Here is a 16,334-nt window from a genome sequence, read left to right as displayed (position 1 = left end):
GTTTTGATAGCAGAAGTGGACAGGCAGATGCTTGTCCACTTTTTCTTTTTTTGAAAGAGGCCGCTGTCTTTCGCTACAATAGCACTCGAAGCCGTCCAAGGTAACGCTTGGAATGCAAGGAGGGTGTTTGATGGGCAAACCGCAAATCAGTGAGCGAGATTGGCTGTATGTACTGGCGATGACACCGGGGTTGGGACGTCGAACAATCAGGAAAATTAGCGAAACAGCAGGGTCTTTTCAGAATGCTGTCGATCATTGGCTTTTGATCGGGGAAGAGTTGGGGCTTTCTGTCGAGCTTGTGCAACAAGTTGATATGCAAACAAATGCCGCGGCTGTCATGCACCTGTTAGCAAAACGGGAGGCGAGTCGGACTCGCTTTCTTTGCATCTTTGACGAAGACTATCCCTCCTTGCTGCGGCATATTCCTGACCAGCCGCTGACGCTGTTTTGCCGAGGCGATCGCAAGCTGCTTGCAGAGGCGGCCATCGGTGTTGTCGGCTCGCGCAAGCCAACGCCGTACGGCCGGGCGAGCTGCGCGTATTTGGTGAAAGAGCTGGTGCAGGCGGGGCTTGCGATTGTATCCGGTCTGGCCTATGGCATAGATGGCGAAGCGCATCAGACGGCGCTTGCGGCTGGAGGAAAGACCATCGCCGTATTGGGCTGCGGGCTGAATCATGTGTACCCGCCAAGGCATCAAATGCTCTACGAAAAAATTGAATCTTTTGGACTACTTTTGTCCGAATACCCGCCAGATACTCCGCCCGTCCCAGGGCTGTTCCCCGAGCGAAACCGCATTATCAGTGGACTAAGTTTGGGCGTAGTAGTCGTGGAAGCAGCAGAAAAAAGCGGATCGCTGATTACAGCGGACTGTGCGCTGGAGCAAGGACGCGACGTTTTTGCCGTTCCAGGCCCGATTTTTTCCTTGATGAGCGCAGGGCCGCATAACTTGCTCAAACAAGGAGCAAAGCTAGTAACAAGACCCTGCGATATCTTGGAGGAGTTGCCGCGGGCTTATGCGAGCGGTGCTGAATCAGCGTCTGTCGCCGGAAAAGGCAGCAGTTCCATGACGCTTACCGCAGAGGAAAGCGTGATTGTGGAGGCGATCACTTACGAAGGCGTGCACGTGGATGAGCTTGTACAGCAACTGGAGCCTGACCGGCGCAAAAACGTGCACCAATTGCTTGTCCGACTGGAGGCAAAAGGGGTGCTTGCGGCACTGCCAGGGGGGTATTTCGCGCGGCGCTAAGGCATGTTTGACCTTTCACGGGAATCCCCTAAAGCTTGCAAGTGTTTGACAAATCGGATAAGCATATTTAATAATAGGGAAGATTCCTTACTAAAAGGGGAGGAAAAAAATGGCTGATACGCTCGTAATCGTAGAATCCCCTGCGAAAGCGAAAACCATTGGAAAATATCTGGGTAGCAAATATATCGTGAAAGCGTCCATGGGACATGTGCGCGACCTCCCGAAAAGTCAGATGGGGGTAGATGTCAATCATGGCTTTGAACCCAAATACATAACCATTCGCGGCAAGGGCGATGTACTCAAGGGCCTGAAGGATGCCGCCAAAAAAGTAAAGAAAGTCTATCTGGCAGCCGACCCGGATCGCGAAGGGGAAGCAATTGCCTGGCATCTGGCCCAATATCTCGGACTCGATTTGAACCAGCCGCTTCGCGTGGTGTTCAACGAGATTACCAAAGACGCGATCAAGGAAGCGTTCAAGCATCCGCGCCATATCAACATGGATTTGGTGAACGCCCAACAGGCGCGGCGTATTTTGGACCGGCTGGTCGGCTACAACATCAGCCCGATCCTGTGGAAAAAAGTGCGCAAAGGTTTGAGCGCCGGACGCGTCCAGTCTGTCACCGTCAAGCTGATTATGGATCGGGAGCGCGAAATCCAGCAATTCATTCCCGAAGAGTACTGGACGATTGCCACCAAGCTCGCAAGCAACGGCAAAGAGTTTGAGGCGAAGTTTTACGGCTATGAGGATGAAAAAGTCGAGCTGAAGTCGGAAGAGGACGTCAAGCGCGTGCTGGACAAAATGAAGGATCAGTCGTTTGTCGTGCAAAAGGTAACAAAGCGCGAGCGCAAACGCAATCCTGCACCGCCGTTTATCACCAGCTCTCTGCAACAGGAAGCCGCGCGCAAGCTCAATTTCCGTACCGCCAAGACGATGCGGATCGCCCAGGAGCTGTACGAGGGGATTGACGTCGGCAACAAGGAAGGCGCAGTCGGTTTGATTACGTATATGCGTACAGACTCGACCCGCGTATCCGAAACCGCGCAAAATGAGGCGAAAGAGTACATACTGGAAAAATTCGGCGCTGACTACATACCGGCAGAACCTCGTGTCCAGGTCAAAAAAGAAAACGCTCAGGACGCGCACGAGGCGATCCGCCCAACCTCGGTCGCACGTACGCCGGATGAGATCAAGGAATTTTTGTCGAGAGATCAACTGCGCTTGTATCGACTCATTTGGGAGCGGTTTCTGGCGAGCCAGATGTCTTCCGCTGTACTCGATACCATGAGTGTAGATATTGATGCAGGGGGCGTCATGTTCCGGGCGACTGGCTCGAAAGTGAAGTTCCCTGGATTTATGAAGGTTTATATAGAAGGAAATGATGACGGCACGGAAGAAGAGAGCTTCCTGCCGCCAATCGCTGAAGGCCAGACGCTGGAACAGCGAGAAATAACGCCGGCGCAACATTTTACCCAGCCGCCGCCGCGTTACTCGGAGGCGCGTCTCATCAAGACGCTCGAAGAAGGCGGCATCGGCCGTCCCTCTACGTACGCTCCAACGCTGGAAACTATTCAGAAGCGCGGCTATGTCGCGCTGGAGGAAAAGCGGTTCATCCCGACAGAGCTGGGCGAAATCGTCATTACGCTGATCGAGGAGTTTTTTCCGGAAATTCTCAATGCGGAGTTTACCGCCCATATGGAGTCCGATCTCGACGAAATCGAGGAAGGCACAGCGAACTGGGTTCAAATTCTCGATGCGTTTTACGGTGACTTTGCCAAGCGAGTGGCCGTAGCGGAAGAAGAAATGAAGGAAGTCGAGCTGAAAGACGAAGAGTCTGACGAGACTTGCGAGCTGTGCGGCCGCGTGATGGTCTACAAGCTCGGGCGCTTCGGCAAGTTCCTCGCTTGTTCCGGGTTCCCGGAATGCCGCAACACGAAACCGATCGTCAAAGAAACAGGGGTAAAGTGCCCGCAATGTGAAACTGGACATATTATCGAACGTAAATCTAAGAAGAGCCGTATTTTTTACGGCTGCAACCGATATCCGGAATGCGATTTTGTATCGTGGGACAAACCGATTGCCCGTCCTTGCCCGAAATGCGCAAGCCTACTCGTGGAGAAAAAGCGCAAGAAGCAAGGGGTTAGCGTTGTCTGCACCAAATGCGACTATCAGGAAGAAGCAGACTCCTGATTGGACGAGGTAGAATTTGTAGCTTGGAGGAAGAACAGCATGACAACACCAACTATTACTGTAGTAGGCGCGGGTTTGGCCGGAAGCGAGGCTGCCTGGCAAATTGCCAAGGCAGGCATTCCCGTCAAGCTGTACGAAATGCGGCCTAAGACCCAGACACCTGCCCATCATACCGACAAATTCGCGGAACTGGTCTGCAGCAACTCCTTGCGCGCGAACTCCTTGGCCAATGCCGTCGGCGTATTAAAGGAAGAAATGCGCCGTCTAGGCTCGGTCATTATCGAGGCTGCTGACCGTTGCGCCGTTCCGGCAGGGGGAGCGCTTGCGGTAGACCGGCATGAATTTGCTGGCTATGTCACGGATGCTCTGAAAAATCATCCGCTGATCGAGGTTATCACCGACGAGATCACCGACATTCCCGCGGATGGCATCGTCGTCATTGCGACAGGACCACTGACATCGCCAGCGCTTTCCCAAAAGCTCAAGGAGCTGACTGGGGAAGAATACCTATATTTTTATGATGCTGCAGCACCAATTATCGAAAAAGACTCGATCGACATGAACAAAGTCTTCGTGGCGTCCAGGTACGATAAAGGGGAGGCTGCTTACCTGAACTGCCCGATGACGGAGGAAGAATTTAATCGCTTTTACGATGAGCTGATTGCCGCCGAAGCGGTTCCGCTGAAGGAGTTTGAAAAAGAAATTTTCTTCGAGGGCTGCATGCCGATCGAAGTCATGGCAAAACGCGGACGCCAAACGATGCTGTTCGGCCCGATGAAGCCTGTCGGTCTGACAGACCCGCGCACAGGCAAAAAGCCGTACGCAGTCGTTCAGCTTCGCCAGGACAACGGCGCGGCTACGTTGTACAACATCGTCGGCTTCCAGACCCATCTGAAATGGCCGGAGCAAAAGCGGGTGTTCTCGCTGATCCCTGGCCTGGAAAACTGCGAAATCGTCCGTTACGGCGTCATGCACCGCAATACGTTCATTAATTCGCCGAAGCTGCTGCGCCCTACGTATCAGTACAGGGAGCGGAACACCTTGTTTTTTGCAGGCCAAATGACAGGGGTGGAAGGCTACGTGGAATCTGCCGCTTCCGGACTGCTCGCAGGCATCAATGCCGCGCGTCTGGCAAAAGGCGAAGAGCTGATCGTGCTCCCGCCGGAAACGGTCATGGGCAGCATGGCGCGCTATATTACGACGGCGGATTCGAAACATTTTCAGCCGATGAACGCGAATTTCGGGCTGGTTCCCGAGTGGCCAGAGCGCATTCGCAACAAGCGTGAGAAAAACGAAAAGCTTGCTAAGCGGGCGCTAGATACAATTCAGAATTTTACACAATAACGACACAATTAGCGTTGATATCCGAATTTCGTCTGTGTTACTATATAGGTGCTTCGAGGAGGGTGCATCCCATATGGACATTTCGCAACAAATTTCTGCGGATCTTGCGATGTTTACCCGTTATTTGCGAGTCGAAAAAAACGCCTCTCCTCATACGGTAAAGCAGTATTTGGCAGATATCAGCGAATTTGTCTCCTTTATGGAACAGCACCAAATCTCTGTATTTGCTGCTGTTTCTTATTTGCATGGTCGCTCCTTTCTCGCGCACTTGGCGGGCAGGGGGTTATCCCGGCGAAGTATTGCGCGCAAGCTCTCGAGTTTGCGAAGCTTGTATCGATTTTTGTTGCGTGAAGGTCAACTGGAGCAAAATCCGTTCCAACTCGTTTCCACTCCGAAGATGGAGAAGAAACTCCCTTCCTTTTTGTATCCACAAGAAGTTCAAGCGTTTTTTGATCTGCCAGATACATCAACGCCTTTAGGAATACGCGATCGGCTGATATTTGAACTGTTGTACGCGAGCGGCATGCGAGTTTCTGAGCTGGTTACCTTGTCAGTCGACGATGTGAATCCGAGCATGGGCGTCGCGCTTGTATATGGAAAAGGGGCAAAAGAGCGGTATGTGCCTGTGGGAAGTTATGCCTGCGACGTTCTTAGGCAATACCTAGAGTATGGAAGAGAAAAACTGTTGGCCGGCAGAGTAGATCACGGCAACCTGCTGCTTAACTATCGCGGAGAGCCGTTGTCCGACCGCAGCGTCCGCCGGATTGTAGACAAATACGTAGATATGTGCGCTTCTCATTTGCGTGCTTCACCTCACACCTTTCGTCACACGTTTGCGACCCACATGTTGAATGGAGGAGCTGACCTCCGGACGGTCCAAGAGCTGCTGGGACATGTCAATGTCTCTACGACGCAGGTTTACACGCATGTGACCAAGGAGCGACTTCGCCATGTATATGACACCGCTCACCCGCGGGCTAACCCGAATAGTACAGGTTCCGCCAATCGGACATAACGGGAGGAATCAGTGATGGAACAGTTTCACGCAACAACCATATTCGCTATTACGCATAACGGGGCAACCGCGATGGCCGGTGACGGTCAGGTTACCTTTGGAAACAGCATGGTCATGAAGCATGGGGCCAAAAAAGTGAGAAGGCTCTATCGCGGAGAAGTTTTGGCAGGATTTGCAGGCTCAGTTGCCGACGCAATTACGCTGTTTGAAAAGTTCGAAGGCAAGCTCGAGGAATACCATGGAAACCTTCAGCGGGCTGCTGTTGAGCTGGCGAAGGAGTGGCGTTTGGACAAAGTTTTGCACCGCCTGGAAGCGATGATGATTGTCGGCAACAAGGATCACCTGCTGCTGATCTCCGGCAACGGAGAAATCATCGAGCCAGATGACGGGATTTTGGCGATCGGCTCTGGCGGAAGTTTTGCCCTGGCTGCCGGTCGCGCTCTGAAAATATACGCGCCGCACCTGAGTGCCCGGGAAATTGCAGAAGCATCACTTCGAACCGCTGCGGAGATTTGCGTGTTCACGAACAACAATCTTGTGGTGGATGAGTTGAATTGAGCAAAAGGGAGGAACTTCTGTGCTGAATCTTGAGCAATTAACTCCGCGTAAGATCGTAGAGCATTTGGACAAATACATCGTCGGGCAGGCACAAGCCAAGAAAGCCATCGCTGTGGCGCTTCGCAATCGCTATCGTCGGAGCCTTTTGCCGGAGCAGATGATTGACGAAGTGGTTCCCAAAAATATTTTGATGATCGGACCGACCGGGGTGGGGAAAACCGAGATTGCCCGCCGGATCGCCAAGCTGACCGGCGCGCCGTTTATCAAAGTAGAGGCGACCAAGTTCACCGAGGTTGGGTATGTAGGACGAGATGTTGAGTCGATGGTGCGCGATCTGGTGGAAGCCTCCATCCGAACTGTGAAGCAGGAAAAAGTGGAATCCGTCAAAGAAAAAGCGGAAAAGCTCGCCAACGAGGCGATCGTAAACGCATTGGTTCCATCCCGGAAACAGCAAAGCTCGTTCAAAAATCCGCTGGAAATGCTGTTCGGCGGACAACAGCAGCAAGAGCAAACGTCGCATGACCAGGAAGAAGCTTCCGTTCTGCAACAGCGCAGACAGGTGGCTTGGCAACTAGCGAATGGACAGTTGGAAGAACAAATGATCGAGATAGAGGTAGAAGATCAATCGCCAACGATGTTCGACATGTTCCAGGTTCCGGGTACAGAACAAATGGGGATGCAAATGCAGGATATGCTCGGCAGCTTGATGCCTAAACGGACGAAGAAGCGAAAATTGCGAATTAAAGATGCCCGAAAGGTATTAATTCAGCAGGAAGCGCAAAAACTGGTGGATATGGACGAAGTTACGCAAGAGTCGATCCGTCGGGCAGAGCAGCATGGCATTATCTTTATCGACGAGATCGACAAGATTGCAGGCAAGGACGGCCGTGGACCGGATGTATCCCGCGAAGGCGTGCAACGAGATATTTTGCCGATCGTGGAAGGTTCTACGGTTATGACGAAATACGGTCCGGTAAAAACCGATTACGTCCTGTTTATCGCGGCTGGAGCGTTTCACATGGCCAAACCGTCTGATTTGATTCCTGAGCTGCAGGGGCGTTTTCCGATCCGGGTTGAGCTGACGAGCTTGCGCGTCGAGGATTTTGTGCGAATTTTGACGGAACCGAAAAATGCGCTGCTCAAGCAGTATGTGGCTTTGCTGGAAACAGAAGGCGTGCGGGTAGAATTTACGCAGGAAGCGATCCAGGAGCTCGCGAAAATGGCTGCGGAAGTCAATCAGAGCACAGACAACATCGGTGCTAGACGCTTGCACACCATCCTGGAAAAGCTGCTGGAGGATCTCTCGTTTGAAGCCCCGGAAATTCATCTGGAAGTTGTGCAAATCACCCCTGATTACGTCCGGCAAAAGCTCGGATCGATCGCGGGGAACAAAGACTTGAGTCAATACATTTTATAATGATTGGGTAGGTAGTACACATACATTGGGAGGAAATACAGATGGATCTACTGTCGAAAACAAGAAGAATTAACCGCATGTTGCAAAAATCTGCGGGCCATGCTGTTAATTTTAACGAAATGGCGCAAGTGCTGAGTGACGTAATTGAAGCGAATACATTTGTCGTAAGTCGCAAAGGCAAGCTGCTTGGTTTTGCCATCCACCAGGAAATGGACAATGGCCGCATGCGCAAAATGCTGGAAGAGCGCCGTTTTCCAGAGGAGTACAGCCAAGGTCTTCTGAAAGTGGAAGAAACGTCCGCAAACCTGGACGTAGAAAGCCCTTACACTATTTTCCCGGTGGAGATGAAAGACGTATTCCGTTCCGGCTGGACGACTCTCGTTCCGATCATGGGTGGCGGAGACCGTTTGGGTACACTGATTCTCGGACGCATCAACGACCAGTTTGTGGACGATGACCTGATCCTCGCGGAAGTGGGCGCGACCGTAGTAGGAATGGAGATCCTGCGCGAGCGTTCGGAAGCGATTGAGGAAGAAGCGCGCAGCAAGGCTGTCGTGCAAATGGCAATCGGTTCCTTGTCCTACAGCGAGCTGGAAGCGGTTGAGCACATTTTTGAAGAGCTCGAAGGCAAAGAAGGCTTGCTCGTCGCTTCGAAAATTGCCGATCGCGTAGGCATTACCCGCTCCGTTATCGTAAACGCACTGCGCAAGCTGGAGAGTGCGGGGGTCATTGAATCCCGTTCCTTGGGAATGAAAGGAACTTTTATCAAAGTTTTGAACGAAAAACTGCTGCCTGAGCTGGAAAAGCTCAAAACTTCGTAAGGAAAATTGCAATAAAAGTTTAGTCAAAGTGAACTGAAAGGTATAGCGACATCGGTTGCTATACCTTTTTTTATGGGTATTTATACCCAGTTTCAACAATGTCCGACAAACCGCTTCCAGAAATTATCTATTAATTTTTTAGTGCTAGCCCACTTGTGACGCATTGAATATGGATTGCATGTCAAAACAAGTAAAAAACAGGGATTTAGTGCCATTGAATCATTTTGAAAGTCGCCATCAATAGGGGCTTTTTTCACTATTACGATTTTGCTATGATTGAATCGTAAATTGGATGTCGAAAATACAGGAATTATAGGCAGTTTTGTGGAAATGAATTGACACATAATTGGGGGAGAAGGCTATATGCTGGAGAGCTATCATCTGCAGGTCCTAGAGAGAGCGATGAATGCCGCGACGTTGCGGCACCGGACGATCGCGAACAATCTTGCCAACATCGATACCCCTCAATTCAAAAGTCAACAGGTAATTTTTGAGGGCTATCTGCAAGAGGAACTAAATGGGCAAATAGGAAATGGGAAGCTTGCGGCTTATCGCACCGATCAACGCCATATTCCATTTGGCAATGCCGGCGGGTTTGCAATGCCTCAAGTCGTTTCCAATCCGAATAGCTACGTGCAGAACAGCGGGAATGATGTCGATCTGGAAGCAGAGACAACAGAGCTGGCGAAAAACCAGATCTGGTACAGCGGCTTAACACAACTGACAGCAGGGCATTTCCAGAAGCTGCGCAGTGTCATTGAGGGTGGAGGGAAATAACGATGAGCTTGTTTCAAGGAATTAATACGAGTGCCTCTGCATTGACTGCCAATCGCTTGCGCCTGGATACGATCGCGTCGAATATTGCGAACGCAGAAACGACACGCGCGAGTTTTGTCGATGGCAAGTGGCAGCCGTACCGTCGAAAAATGGTCGAATTGTCACCCCGCTCGACCCAATCGTTCGACAGCTTTCTGCAGGCGGCAGTGGGAACTGTTTCTGGCAGTGGCGGAGAACAAGGGGTAAGAGTCACGGCCATTCAGGAGGACACCACGCCATTTAAACGCGTATATGACCCTGCTCATCCCGATGCGGATCAAGAGGGCTACGTGCTTTTGCCGAATGTCGATCCGATGAAGGAAATGGTCGACCTGATCTCGGCATCACGATCCTATGAGGCCAACGTGACAGCTTTAAACGCAAGCAAGGCGATGATGTTGAAAGCATTGGAAATCAAATAAAGCAGGTGAACAATAAAAGATGGACATAAACGCACTTTCCCAAACGGTTCCGGTTCGGACGCCTGTCGCAAACAAACTGCCAACGCCTGCCGAAGTGACAAAAGACTTTTCGTCGTACTTGACGGACGCGCTAAGCCAGGTGAATCAGGCTCAAGTAGAATCGGCAAATCTCGCAGATCGATTCGCTGCCGGAGAAATTACGGATGTGCATCAATTGACAGTCGCCGGACAAAAAGCTTCCGTGATGCTGCAATTGACCATGCAAGTCCGGAATAAAATGATCGAGTCCTACCAAGAAATCATGCGAATGCCGATTTGATTGTCGTTTTATCCAGTGAGAGGTGAATCATGAACGAACGTTTAGCTTTATACAGAAATCAGCTTACGTCTAAATGGAACCAGTTTTCCAAGAAACAAAAATGGATGATTGCCGGAATCTCGCTTTTTCTGCTAATTTCGCTGGGCTTATACATATACATCGCTTCTCAGCCGGTCTACAAGCCACTCTACGATCAGAGACTGAGCGAGCAAGAAATCGGCGCAATCAAAAAAGAACTTGAAGGCCAGCAGATTCCGTACCGGATTACGGGAAATGGGACAAGCATTGAAGTACCGGAAAAAATGGCACAGGATGTCATCGTCGATCTGGCCGCACAAGGAATCCCCAGCCAGGCAGGCATCAACTCTGAGATTTTTTCCAATACGCTCGGTGTTACCGACAGGCAATTCGATGTGATGAAAAAAGAAGCGTTGCAACAAGAGCTGCGCAAAATGCTCGAACGTGTGAAAGGCGTGCGCTCGGCACAAGTGATGATTACACTGCCGCAGGAAAGTGTTTGGGTGACAGAGACACCGGATACGGCAACGGCATCGGTCATCGTCGACGTGGAACCGGGTACGACGCTCGATCAAAAGCAGATTAACTCGCTGTATTTGCTCGTTTCCCGAAGCGTTCCGAAATTGCCGATGGACGCCATCGCGATTACGGACCAATACTCGAATCCGCTGGAACGCGCGGAAGGCAACGAAGCAGAAGGAACATTAAGCAGCTTCAAACAGCAAGAAGCAATCAAGTCCGAGGTTGAGAAGAAGATTCAACAAAACCTGTACAACTTGCTTGGAACGATTATGGGCCGAGACAAAGTGATTGTGCACGCATTTATCAAAATGAATTTTGATAAGGAAAACCGCGTGGAAAATCTCGTGGAGGCGCCCGACAAAGAGAACAACGAAGGACTTATCATCTCTTCTCAAAAATTATCAAAAGCTTTCTCGGGTCAAGGCCAACCGCCGGGGGGCATCGCCGGAACAGGCGCGAATGCAGTCCCCAACTACCCAGGGAACAATCCTCAGGGCAGCAACAGTCAGTATGAAGAACTGAATGATACCATTAACCGCGAAGTCAATCGAATCACGCGAAATGTTACACTAAGCCCGTACAAGATTGAAGATTTGACGATCAACGTAGGGGTCGAACCGCCGACTGGCGGAGAATTAGATGCTGCTACAATCGAAAGTATCAAACAGGTACTGCGCAATGTCGTCCGTGTGACACTGAGCGACAGAGCGACCGATTTGAGCGAAGAAGAACTGGACAAACACATTTCCGTTCTCCCACGTCAATTTTCTGGCAAAGTGGCTGTCGAAGAATCCAGTGCACTCAGCCCGGCTGTATTGTGGACCGTTGGTGGTATTGCCGTGCTGGCTCTCGCCGCTGTAGCCTTCCTCATCATCCGCAGACGCAACCAAGCGAAGCAGGAACAGGAAGAAGAGATGTCAGACTTGCTGGCTCCAAACCAACCTGCCGAAATCCCTGACTTGATCTATCAGGAAGATGGAGACCAGGTCGTGGTCAGAAAACAGCTTGAAAAATTGGCGCGAAGCAAGCCGGATGAATTTGTTGTTCTGCTTCGTACTTGGCTAGCAGAAGATTAAGGAGTGAAAGATATGGCTCGCGGCGCTAAAGAGTTGTCGGGAAGACAGAAGGCGGCTATCCTCCTCATCTCACTAGGGCCGGAAATCTCTGCCCAGGTGTTCAAGCATTTGCGTGAGGATGAGATTGAGCAGTTGACATTGGAAATTGCCAATGTGCGAAAAGTAGATACTGATGAAAAAGATAAAATCTTGGCTGAATTTCACCAAATCGCCGTAGCGAAGGAAGTCATTTCGCAAGGCGGCATTACGTACGCAAAAGAAATTTTGCAAAAAGCGCTGGGCGAGACGAAAGCGATGGATATCATCAATCGCTTGACGGCAAACCTGCAAGTGCGGCCGTTCGATTTTGCCAGGAAGGCAGATCCTGGTCAAATTTTAAACTTCATCCAAAACGAGCATCCGCAGACCATTGCACTGGTGCTTTCTTATCTCGAACCGCAGCAGGCTGCGATGATTTTGTCGGCTTTGCCGCAAGAGCGCCAGGCTGAGGTAGCGAAGCGGATTGCGACGATGGACAGCACTTCTCCGGAAGTGATCGCCCAGGTGGAGCAAGTCCTCGAGCAGAAGCTCTCGGCAACGGTGACACAGGATTATACGCAAGCTGGCGGGATCGAGGCAATCGTGGCAGTTCTCAATGGTGTCGATCGTGGGACGGAGCGCACGATTCTCGATTCTCTCGAAATTCAGGACCCCGAATTGGCCGAAGAAATCAAGAAGCGCATGTTTGTATTCGAAGATATCGCCACACTGGACAACCGCTCCATTCAGCGCGTCATCCGCGACGTGGAAAATGCGGATTTGCAGCTTTCGCTCAAAGTGTCCAGCGAAGAAGTTCGCGAAGTTATTTTCCGCAACATGTCCAAACGGATGGCGGACACTTTCAGAGAAGAAATGGAGTTCATGGGACCAGTTCGTCTGCGCGACGTCGAAGAAGCACAATCTCGTATCGTTGCGATTATCCGTCGCTTAGAGGAGGCTGGTGAGATCATCATCGCCCGCGGTGGAGGAGATGATATCATTGTCTAGGATCATTAAAGTGGCGAATTATCGGCCTTCAGAGGACTCTGTCCTCCTCTCGGTGACGCCTGTACCACCTAAGACGGAAAGTGATCCCGAAAGGTTGCAAAAAAATCTACAAATTTTTCAAGAAGCTGAAATAGAGGCCAAAACGATTCTGGCAGACGCGGAAGAAACCGCGCAAACCATTCTCCGCCAAGCGATAGAAGAGGCCGAACAACTGAAGCAGGAAGCCTCGCTGGAGATTCAGCAATGGTGGGAGCAGAAACAGCAGGAGGCTGCCCAGTTGTTCAGCTCGACGCAGGAGCAAGCGACGGCCGAAGGACACGAAAAAGGCTTTGCAGAAGGCAAGCAGCAAGCGTACGAGGAAGAGACGCAAGCACTCGCCGAGGCGCGTGCGATTCTGGAGCAGGCATACAGCAGCAAGCAGCAGATCATCGCGGAAGCAGAGCCGTTTTTGGTAGAGCTGGCCCTGGAAATCGCCAAAAAAATTATCGGACAGGAACTGCAGCAAAATCCGGAGCAGGTGCTGGAAATTGCGAAAAAAGCGCTGCGGCGCTCGCGAGTCCACGGCGAGATCACGATCTGCGTCAACCACAACTACTTCCATTACGTTTCCGAGCATCGCCCCCAACTGCTGGCGTTGCTGGAAGGACAGGCGGAGCTTTCCATCTATCCGGACTACACGATAGCAGATGGCGGCTGTGTCATTCGCACACAGCTCGGAAGCGTGGACGCACGGGTGGATACACAACTAGAAGAGATCAAACAAGCATTGCTTGCGATTGCCGGAGGAAGTGAGTCCCGATGAGCATCCTGGACATATCCAAGTACAGACAGGCGCTGTATGAGCTCGATCCGCTACGCGTGAACGGGAAAGTGACACAGGTGGTCGGCCTGACCATCGAGTCGCAAGGACCCGAAGTGAAGCTCGGCGAGATTTGCCATCTGTACCCGACGAACAGCAAAGAGCCGATTATCGCCGAAGTGGTTGGTTTTCGGGAAAACAAAGTGCTGCTGATGCCGCTTGGCGAGCTGACAGCCATCGGACCGGGCTGCGACGTTGTGGCGACGGGCCGATCGCTGGAAGTAAAAGTAGGGCCGGAAATACTCGGCTCGGTGCTGGATGGACTGGGCAGGCCGTATCAAGGGACGCTGCCGCTCGGACTGGCTTCCTATCCGACGAACAACCTCCCGCCGAACCCGATCCTGCGCCCGCGCATCAAGGAGCCGCTCAGCGTCGGCGTACGCGCCATAGACGGACTTTTGACGGTCGGAAAAGGACAACGTGTCGGCATCTTTGCCGGATCAGGGGTAGGGAAAAGTACTCTGATGGGGATGATCGCCCGCAATACGACGGCGGACATCAACGTCATCGGGCTGATCGGGGAGCGCGGACGCGAAGTCATGGAGTTTATTGAACGCGATCTGGGGGAAGAAGGGCTAAAGAGGTCTGTCGTCGTCGTCGCCACTTCCGACCAGCCGGCCATGATTCGCATCAAGGGAGCCTTGATTGCGACCTCGATCGCCGAATATTTCCGGGATCGCGGACTGAATGTGATGCTGATGATGGATTCTGTCACCCGGTTTGCCATGGCGCAGCGGGAAGTGGGACTAGCCATCGGAGAGCCTCCAGCCACACGCGGCTACACCCCGTCCGTGTTCGCCCTGATGCCGAAGCTGATGGAGCGGGCAGGAACGGCCGACAAAGGCAGCATCACGGCGTTTTACACGGTACTCGTCGACTCGGATGACATGAACGATCCGATTGCGGATACGGCGAGGGGAATTTTGGACGGACACATTGTCCTCGACCGGAAAATCGCACAAAAAGGCCATTTTCCTGCCATTGATGTGATGGCAAGCGTCAGCCGCGTCATGTCGGAAATCGTCTCGGACGAGCACAAGGAAGCCGCCAGACAGTTGAAAAAGCATCTGGCGACATTCCGGGAAGCGGAAGACTTGATTAACATCGGAGCGTACAAGCCAGGATCAAACCGCGACATTGATGCCGCGATCCGCTATAAAGACATCATTTCTGAGTTTACGGCCCAAGGCACACATGAGCCCTCGACCCTTCAAAGCGCAATCAAGGCGCTGTTAGCCCATTTCGGAGGAGTGAACTAGAGTGAAAGTGTTTCAGTTTCATCTCCAAAAAGTTCTGGATCTGAAGGAAAAAGAGAAAGAGCAGGCAGAGTGGGCATTTGGGAAATCGATTCAGCGCAAAAACGAAGAAGAGTGGAAACTTGTGCAATTGACTGAACAGCATGATGAGATGACCCATATGCTTGAGGAAGCGCAAATGCAGACGTGCAGCGCGGCGCAGCTTATCTCTATCGCGCAGTACCAGCAAGCGGTAGCCCGCTCGATTACGAGGCAGCAACGAACCTTGCGCGGGTGTGAGCAGGACGTGGAGCGCTGTCAGTCCCATTTGACCGAGAGAATGAAAGAGTCCCAGTTGTGGCAACGACTGCGGGAAAAATCTCTCCATCAATTTCTCGACGAGCAGAGACAGCGTGAGCAAAAAGAAATGGATGAGATCGGCACGCAGCTCTATCTTCGCCGCAGCAACTAAGGGAGGTACCAGATGGAAGAAATCCAAGAAGAACGGGAATACGGCAGGTTGGAATGGTTTTTTTACATGATCGTCATTCCTGCACTGTTTGCCAGCCTCCTTGGCGGCGTTCTCCTGAGCTTGCTGGGAGTGAACGTGCTAGGGAATGTTCTCCACTGGGCTAACTCCATACCGTACGTGGAAAAGCTCGTCCCGGACGAATACGACACGCTGTCCGGTGAGGAGGAAAAGAAAGAACCAGACACGGAGAAGCAAGTGGCGACCCTGCAGCAAGACCAGGCGAAAAATCAGCAGCAAATTTCCGCGCTGAAAGAAGAAGCAGCGAAAAAAGACGCCACGATTCAAGCGCTGGAAAAGCAGGTGCAAGACTTGAACAAGCTCATGGAGGAACAAAGAGCCAGCGAAGAGGAGCGGCAAAAGCAGTTTACGGACCTCGCCAAAGTGTACACGACGATGTCAGCGAAAAACGCAGCAGCCATCATCGAAAATTTGAGCCTGGACGAGTCTGTCGCGGTCATGACCAAAATGAAGCCCAATCAGCGCGCAGACATTTTGGCAAAGATGGACCCGAAAAAAGCGGCAGACATTTCGATACTGCTGAAAGATTCTGTTGTCAACAAGGACGACGACATTGCGGCCTTGCAACAGCGGGTTCAGGTGCTGACAAAGGCGCTTAGCGAGACACGCAGCGGCTCTTCCTCCAGCGCAAACGACCAGGCACTGAGCGAGACATTCGCGCAGATGCCGGCAGAAGATTCTGCTGCGGTCATTCGCTCGCTCATGAGTACGAACAAGAGCAGAGCGCTTACCCTCTTAAAAGAAATGCCTGCGGACAAGCGGGCGCAAACACTCTCTGCGATCGCCAAGGAAGACAAAAAAGAGAAAGACAATCTGGCGGCACGCATCACAGAAGAGTTGCTTCGATAACAAAAAGCATGGCTTTTCGTTGTCGTTTCCATAAGCAACAAATCCAAAAGAGG

General features: G+C 51.8%; 16 protein-coding genes. All 16 read left to right on the top strand.

Going from position 1 to position 16,334, the window contains the following annotated elements:
- Positions 1–130 precede the first annotated feature (130 nt).
- The 16 genes from dprA to AC3WQH_RS01255 all read left to right on the top strand — a co-directional run bounded on the left by dprA (position 131) and on the right by AC3WQH_RS01255 (position 16,281).
- A complete protein-coding gene (gene dprA / locus AC3WQH_RS01330) occupies positions 131–1,246 on the top strand; it encodes a DNA-processing protein DprA (protein ID WP_005834276.1) in 1,116 nt (371 codons plus the stop codon).
- Between the two features lie 109 nt (positions 1,247–1,355).
- A complete protein-coding gene (gene topA, locus AC3WQH_RS01325; protein ID WP_005834274.1) occupies positions 1,356–3,434 on the top strand; it encodes a type I DNA topoisomerase in 2,079 nt (692 codons plus the stop codon).
- Positions 3,435–3,473: 39 nt separating this feature from the next.
- Entirely contained in the window at positions 3,474–4,778 is a 1,305-nt protein-coding gene (trmFO, locus tag AC3WQH_RS01320; protein ID WP_492331878.1) for an FADH(2)-oxidizing methylenetetrahydrofolate--tRNA-(uracil(54)-C(5))-methyltransferase TrmFO, read from the top strand.
- Positions 4,779–4,851: 73 nt separating this feature from the next.
- Complete coding sequence (xerC, locus tag AC3WQH_RS01315) at positions 4,852–5,793, top strand: tyrosine recombinase XerC (RefSeq protein WP_025846129.1); 942 nt, start codon at positions 4,852–4,854, stop codon at positions 5,791–5,793.
- Between the two features lie 15 nt (positions 5,794–5,808).
- Positions 5,809–6,351, top strand: coding sequence for an ATP-dependent protease subunit HslV (gene hslV, locus AC3WQH_RS01310; RefSeq protein ID WP_005834269.1), 543 nt, complete (start codon positions 5,809–5,811; stop codon positions 6,349–6,351).
- 19 nt (positions 6,352–6,370) lie between these two features.
- On the top strand, positions 6,371–7,768 hold the full coding sequence (gene hslU, locus AC3WQH_RS01305; RefSeq protein ID WP_005834268.1) for an ATP-dependent protease ATPase subunit HslU: 1,398 nt from the start codon (positions 6,371–6,373) through the stop codon (positions 7,766–7,768).
- 41 nt (positions 7,769–7,809) lie between these two features.
- The gene (gene codY, locus AC3WQH_RS01300) at positions 7,810–8,589 is read left to right on the top strand and encodes a GTP-sensing pleiotropic transcriptional regulator CodY (protein ID WP_005834266.1); all 780 of its coding nucleotides are present in this window, start codon (positions 7,810–7,812) and stop codon (positions 8,587–8,589) included.
- Positions 8,590–8,952: 363 nt separating this feature from the next.
- A complete protein-coding gene (flgB, locus tag AC3WQH_RS01295; protein ID WP_007777766.1) occupies positions 8,953–9,366 on the top strand; it encodes a flagellar basal body rod protein FlgB in 414 nt (137 codons plus the stop codon).
- Between the two features lie 2 nt (positions 9,367–9,368).
- A complete protein-coding gene (flgC, locus tag AC3WQH_RS01290; RefSeq protein WP_005834262.1) occupies positions 9,369–9,827 on the top strand; it encodes a flagellar basal body rod protein FlgC in 459 nt (152 codons plus the stop codon).
- A gap of 19 nt (positions 9,828–9,846) precedes the next feature.
- Positions 9,847–10,146 (top strand): flagellar hook-basal body complex protein FliE, encoded by a 300-nt coding sequence (fliE, locus tag AC3WQH_RS01285; RefSeq protein ID WP_005834260.1) that lies wholly within the window; start codon positions 9,847–9,849, stop codon positions 10,144–10,146.
- 29 nt (positions 10,147–10,175) lie between these two features.
- Positions 10,176–11,762 (top strand): flagellar basal-body MS-ring/collar protein FliF, encoded by a 1,587-nt coding sequence (gene fliF, locus AC3WQH_RS01280; RefSeq protein WP_005834259.1) that lies wholly within the window; start codon positions 10,176–10,178, stop codon positions 11,760–11,762.
- Between the two features lie 12 nt (positions 11,763–11,774).
- Positions 11,775–12,788: a flagellar motor switch protein FliG gene (fliG, locus tag AC3WQH_RS01275; RefSeq protein WP_005834258.1), complete on the top strand. Its 1,014-nt coding sequence runs from the start codon at positions 11,775–11,777 to the stop codon at positions 12,786–12,788.
- Positions 12,772–13,590 carry a flagellar assembly protein FliH gene (gene fliH / locus AC3WQH_RS01270; RefSeq protein WP_007777769.1) on the top strand — a complete coding sequence of 273 codons (819 nt, stop codon included), beginning with the start codon at positions 12,772–12,774 and terminating at the stop codon, positions 13,588–13,590. The genes fliG and fliH overlap by 17 nt, the downstream gene beginning before the upstream one ends.
- Positions 13,587–14,906, top strand: a complete 1,320-nt coding sequence (gene fliI, locus AC3WQH_RS01265; RefSeq protein WP_007777772.1) for a flagellar protein export ATPase FliI — start codon at positions 13,587–13,589, stop codon at positions 14,904–14,906. Before fliH ends, fliI begins: the two co-directional genes overlap by 4 nt.
- A 1-nt stretch (position 14,907) precedes the next feature.
- A complete protein-coding gene (fliJ, locus tag AC3WQH_RS01260; protein ID WP_005834253.1) occupies positions 14,908–15,354 on the top strand; it encodes a flagellar export protein FliJ in 447 nt (148 codons plus the stop codon).
- A 12-nt stretch (positions 15,355–15,366) separates the two neighbouring features.
- Positions 15,367–16,281, top strand: coding sequence for a MotE family protein (locus tag AC3WQH_RS01255; protein ID WP_005834251.1), 915 nt, complete (start codon positions 15,367–15,369; stop codon positions 16,279–16,281).
- Positions 16,282–16,334 lie beyond the last annotated feature (53 nt).

Source organism: Brevibacillus sp. FW301-21C12A, from assembly GCF_058788915.1.
This window is presented reverse-complemented; position numbering and strand designations above follow the sequence as displayed.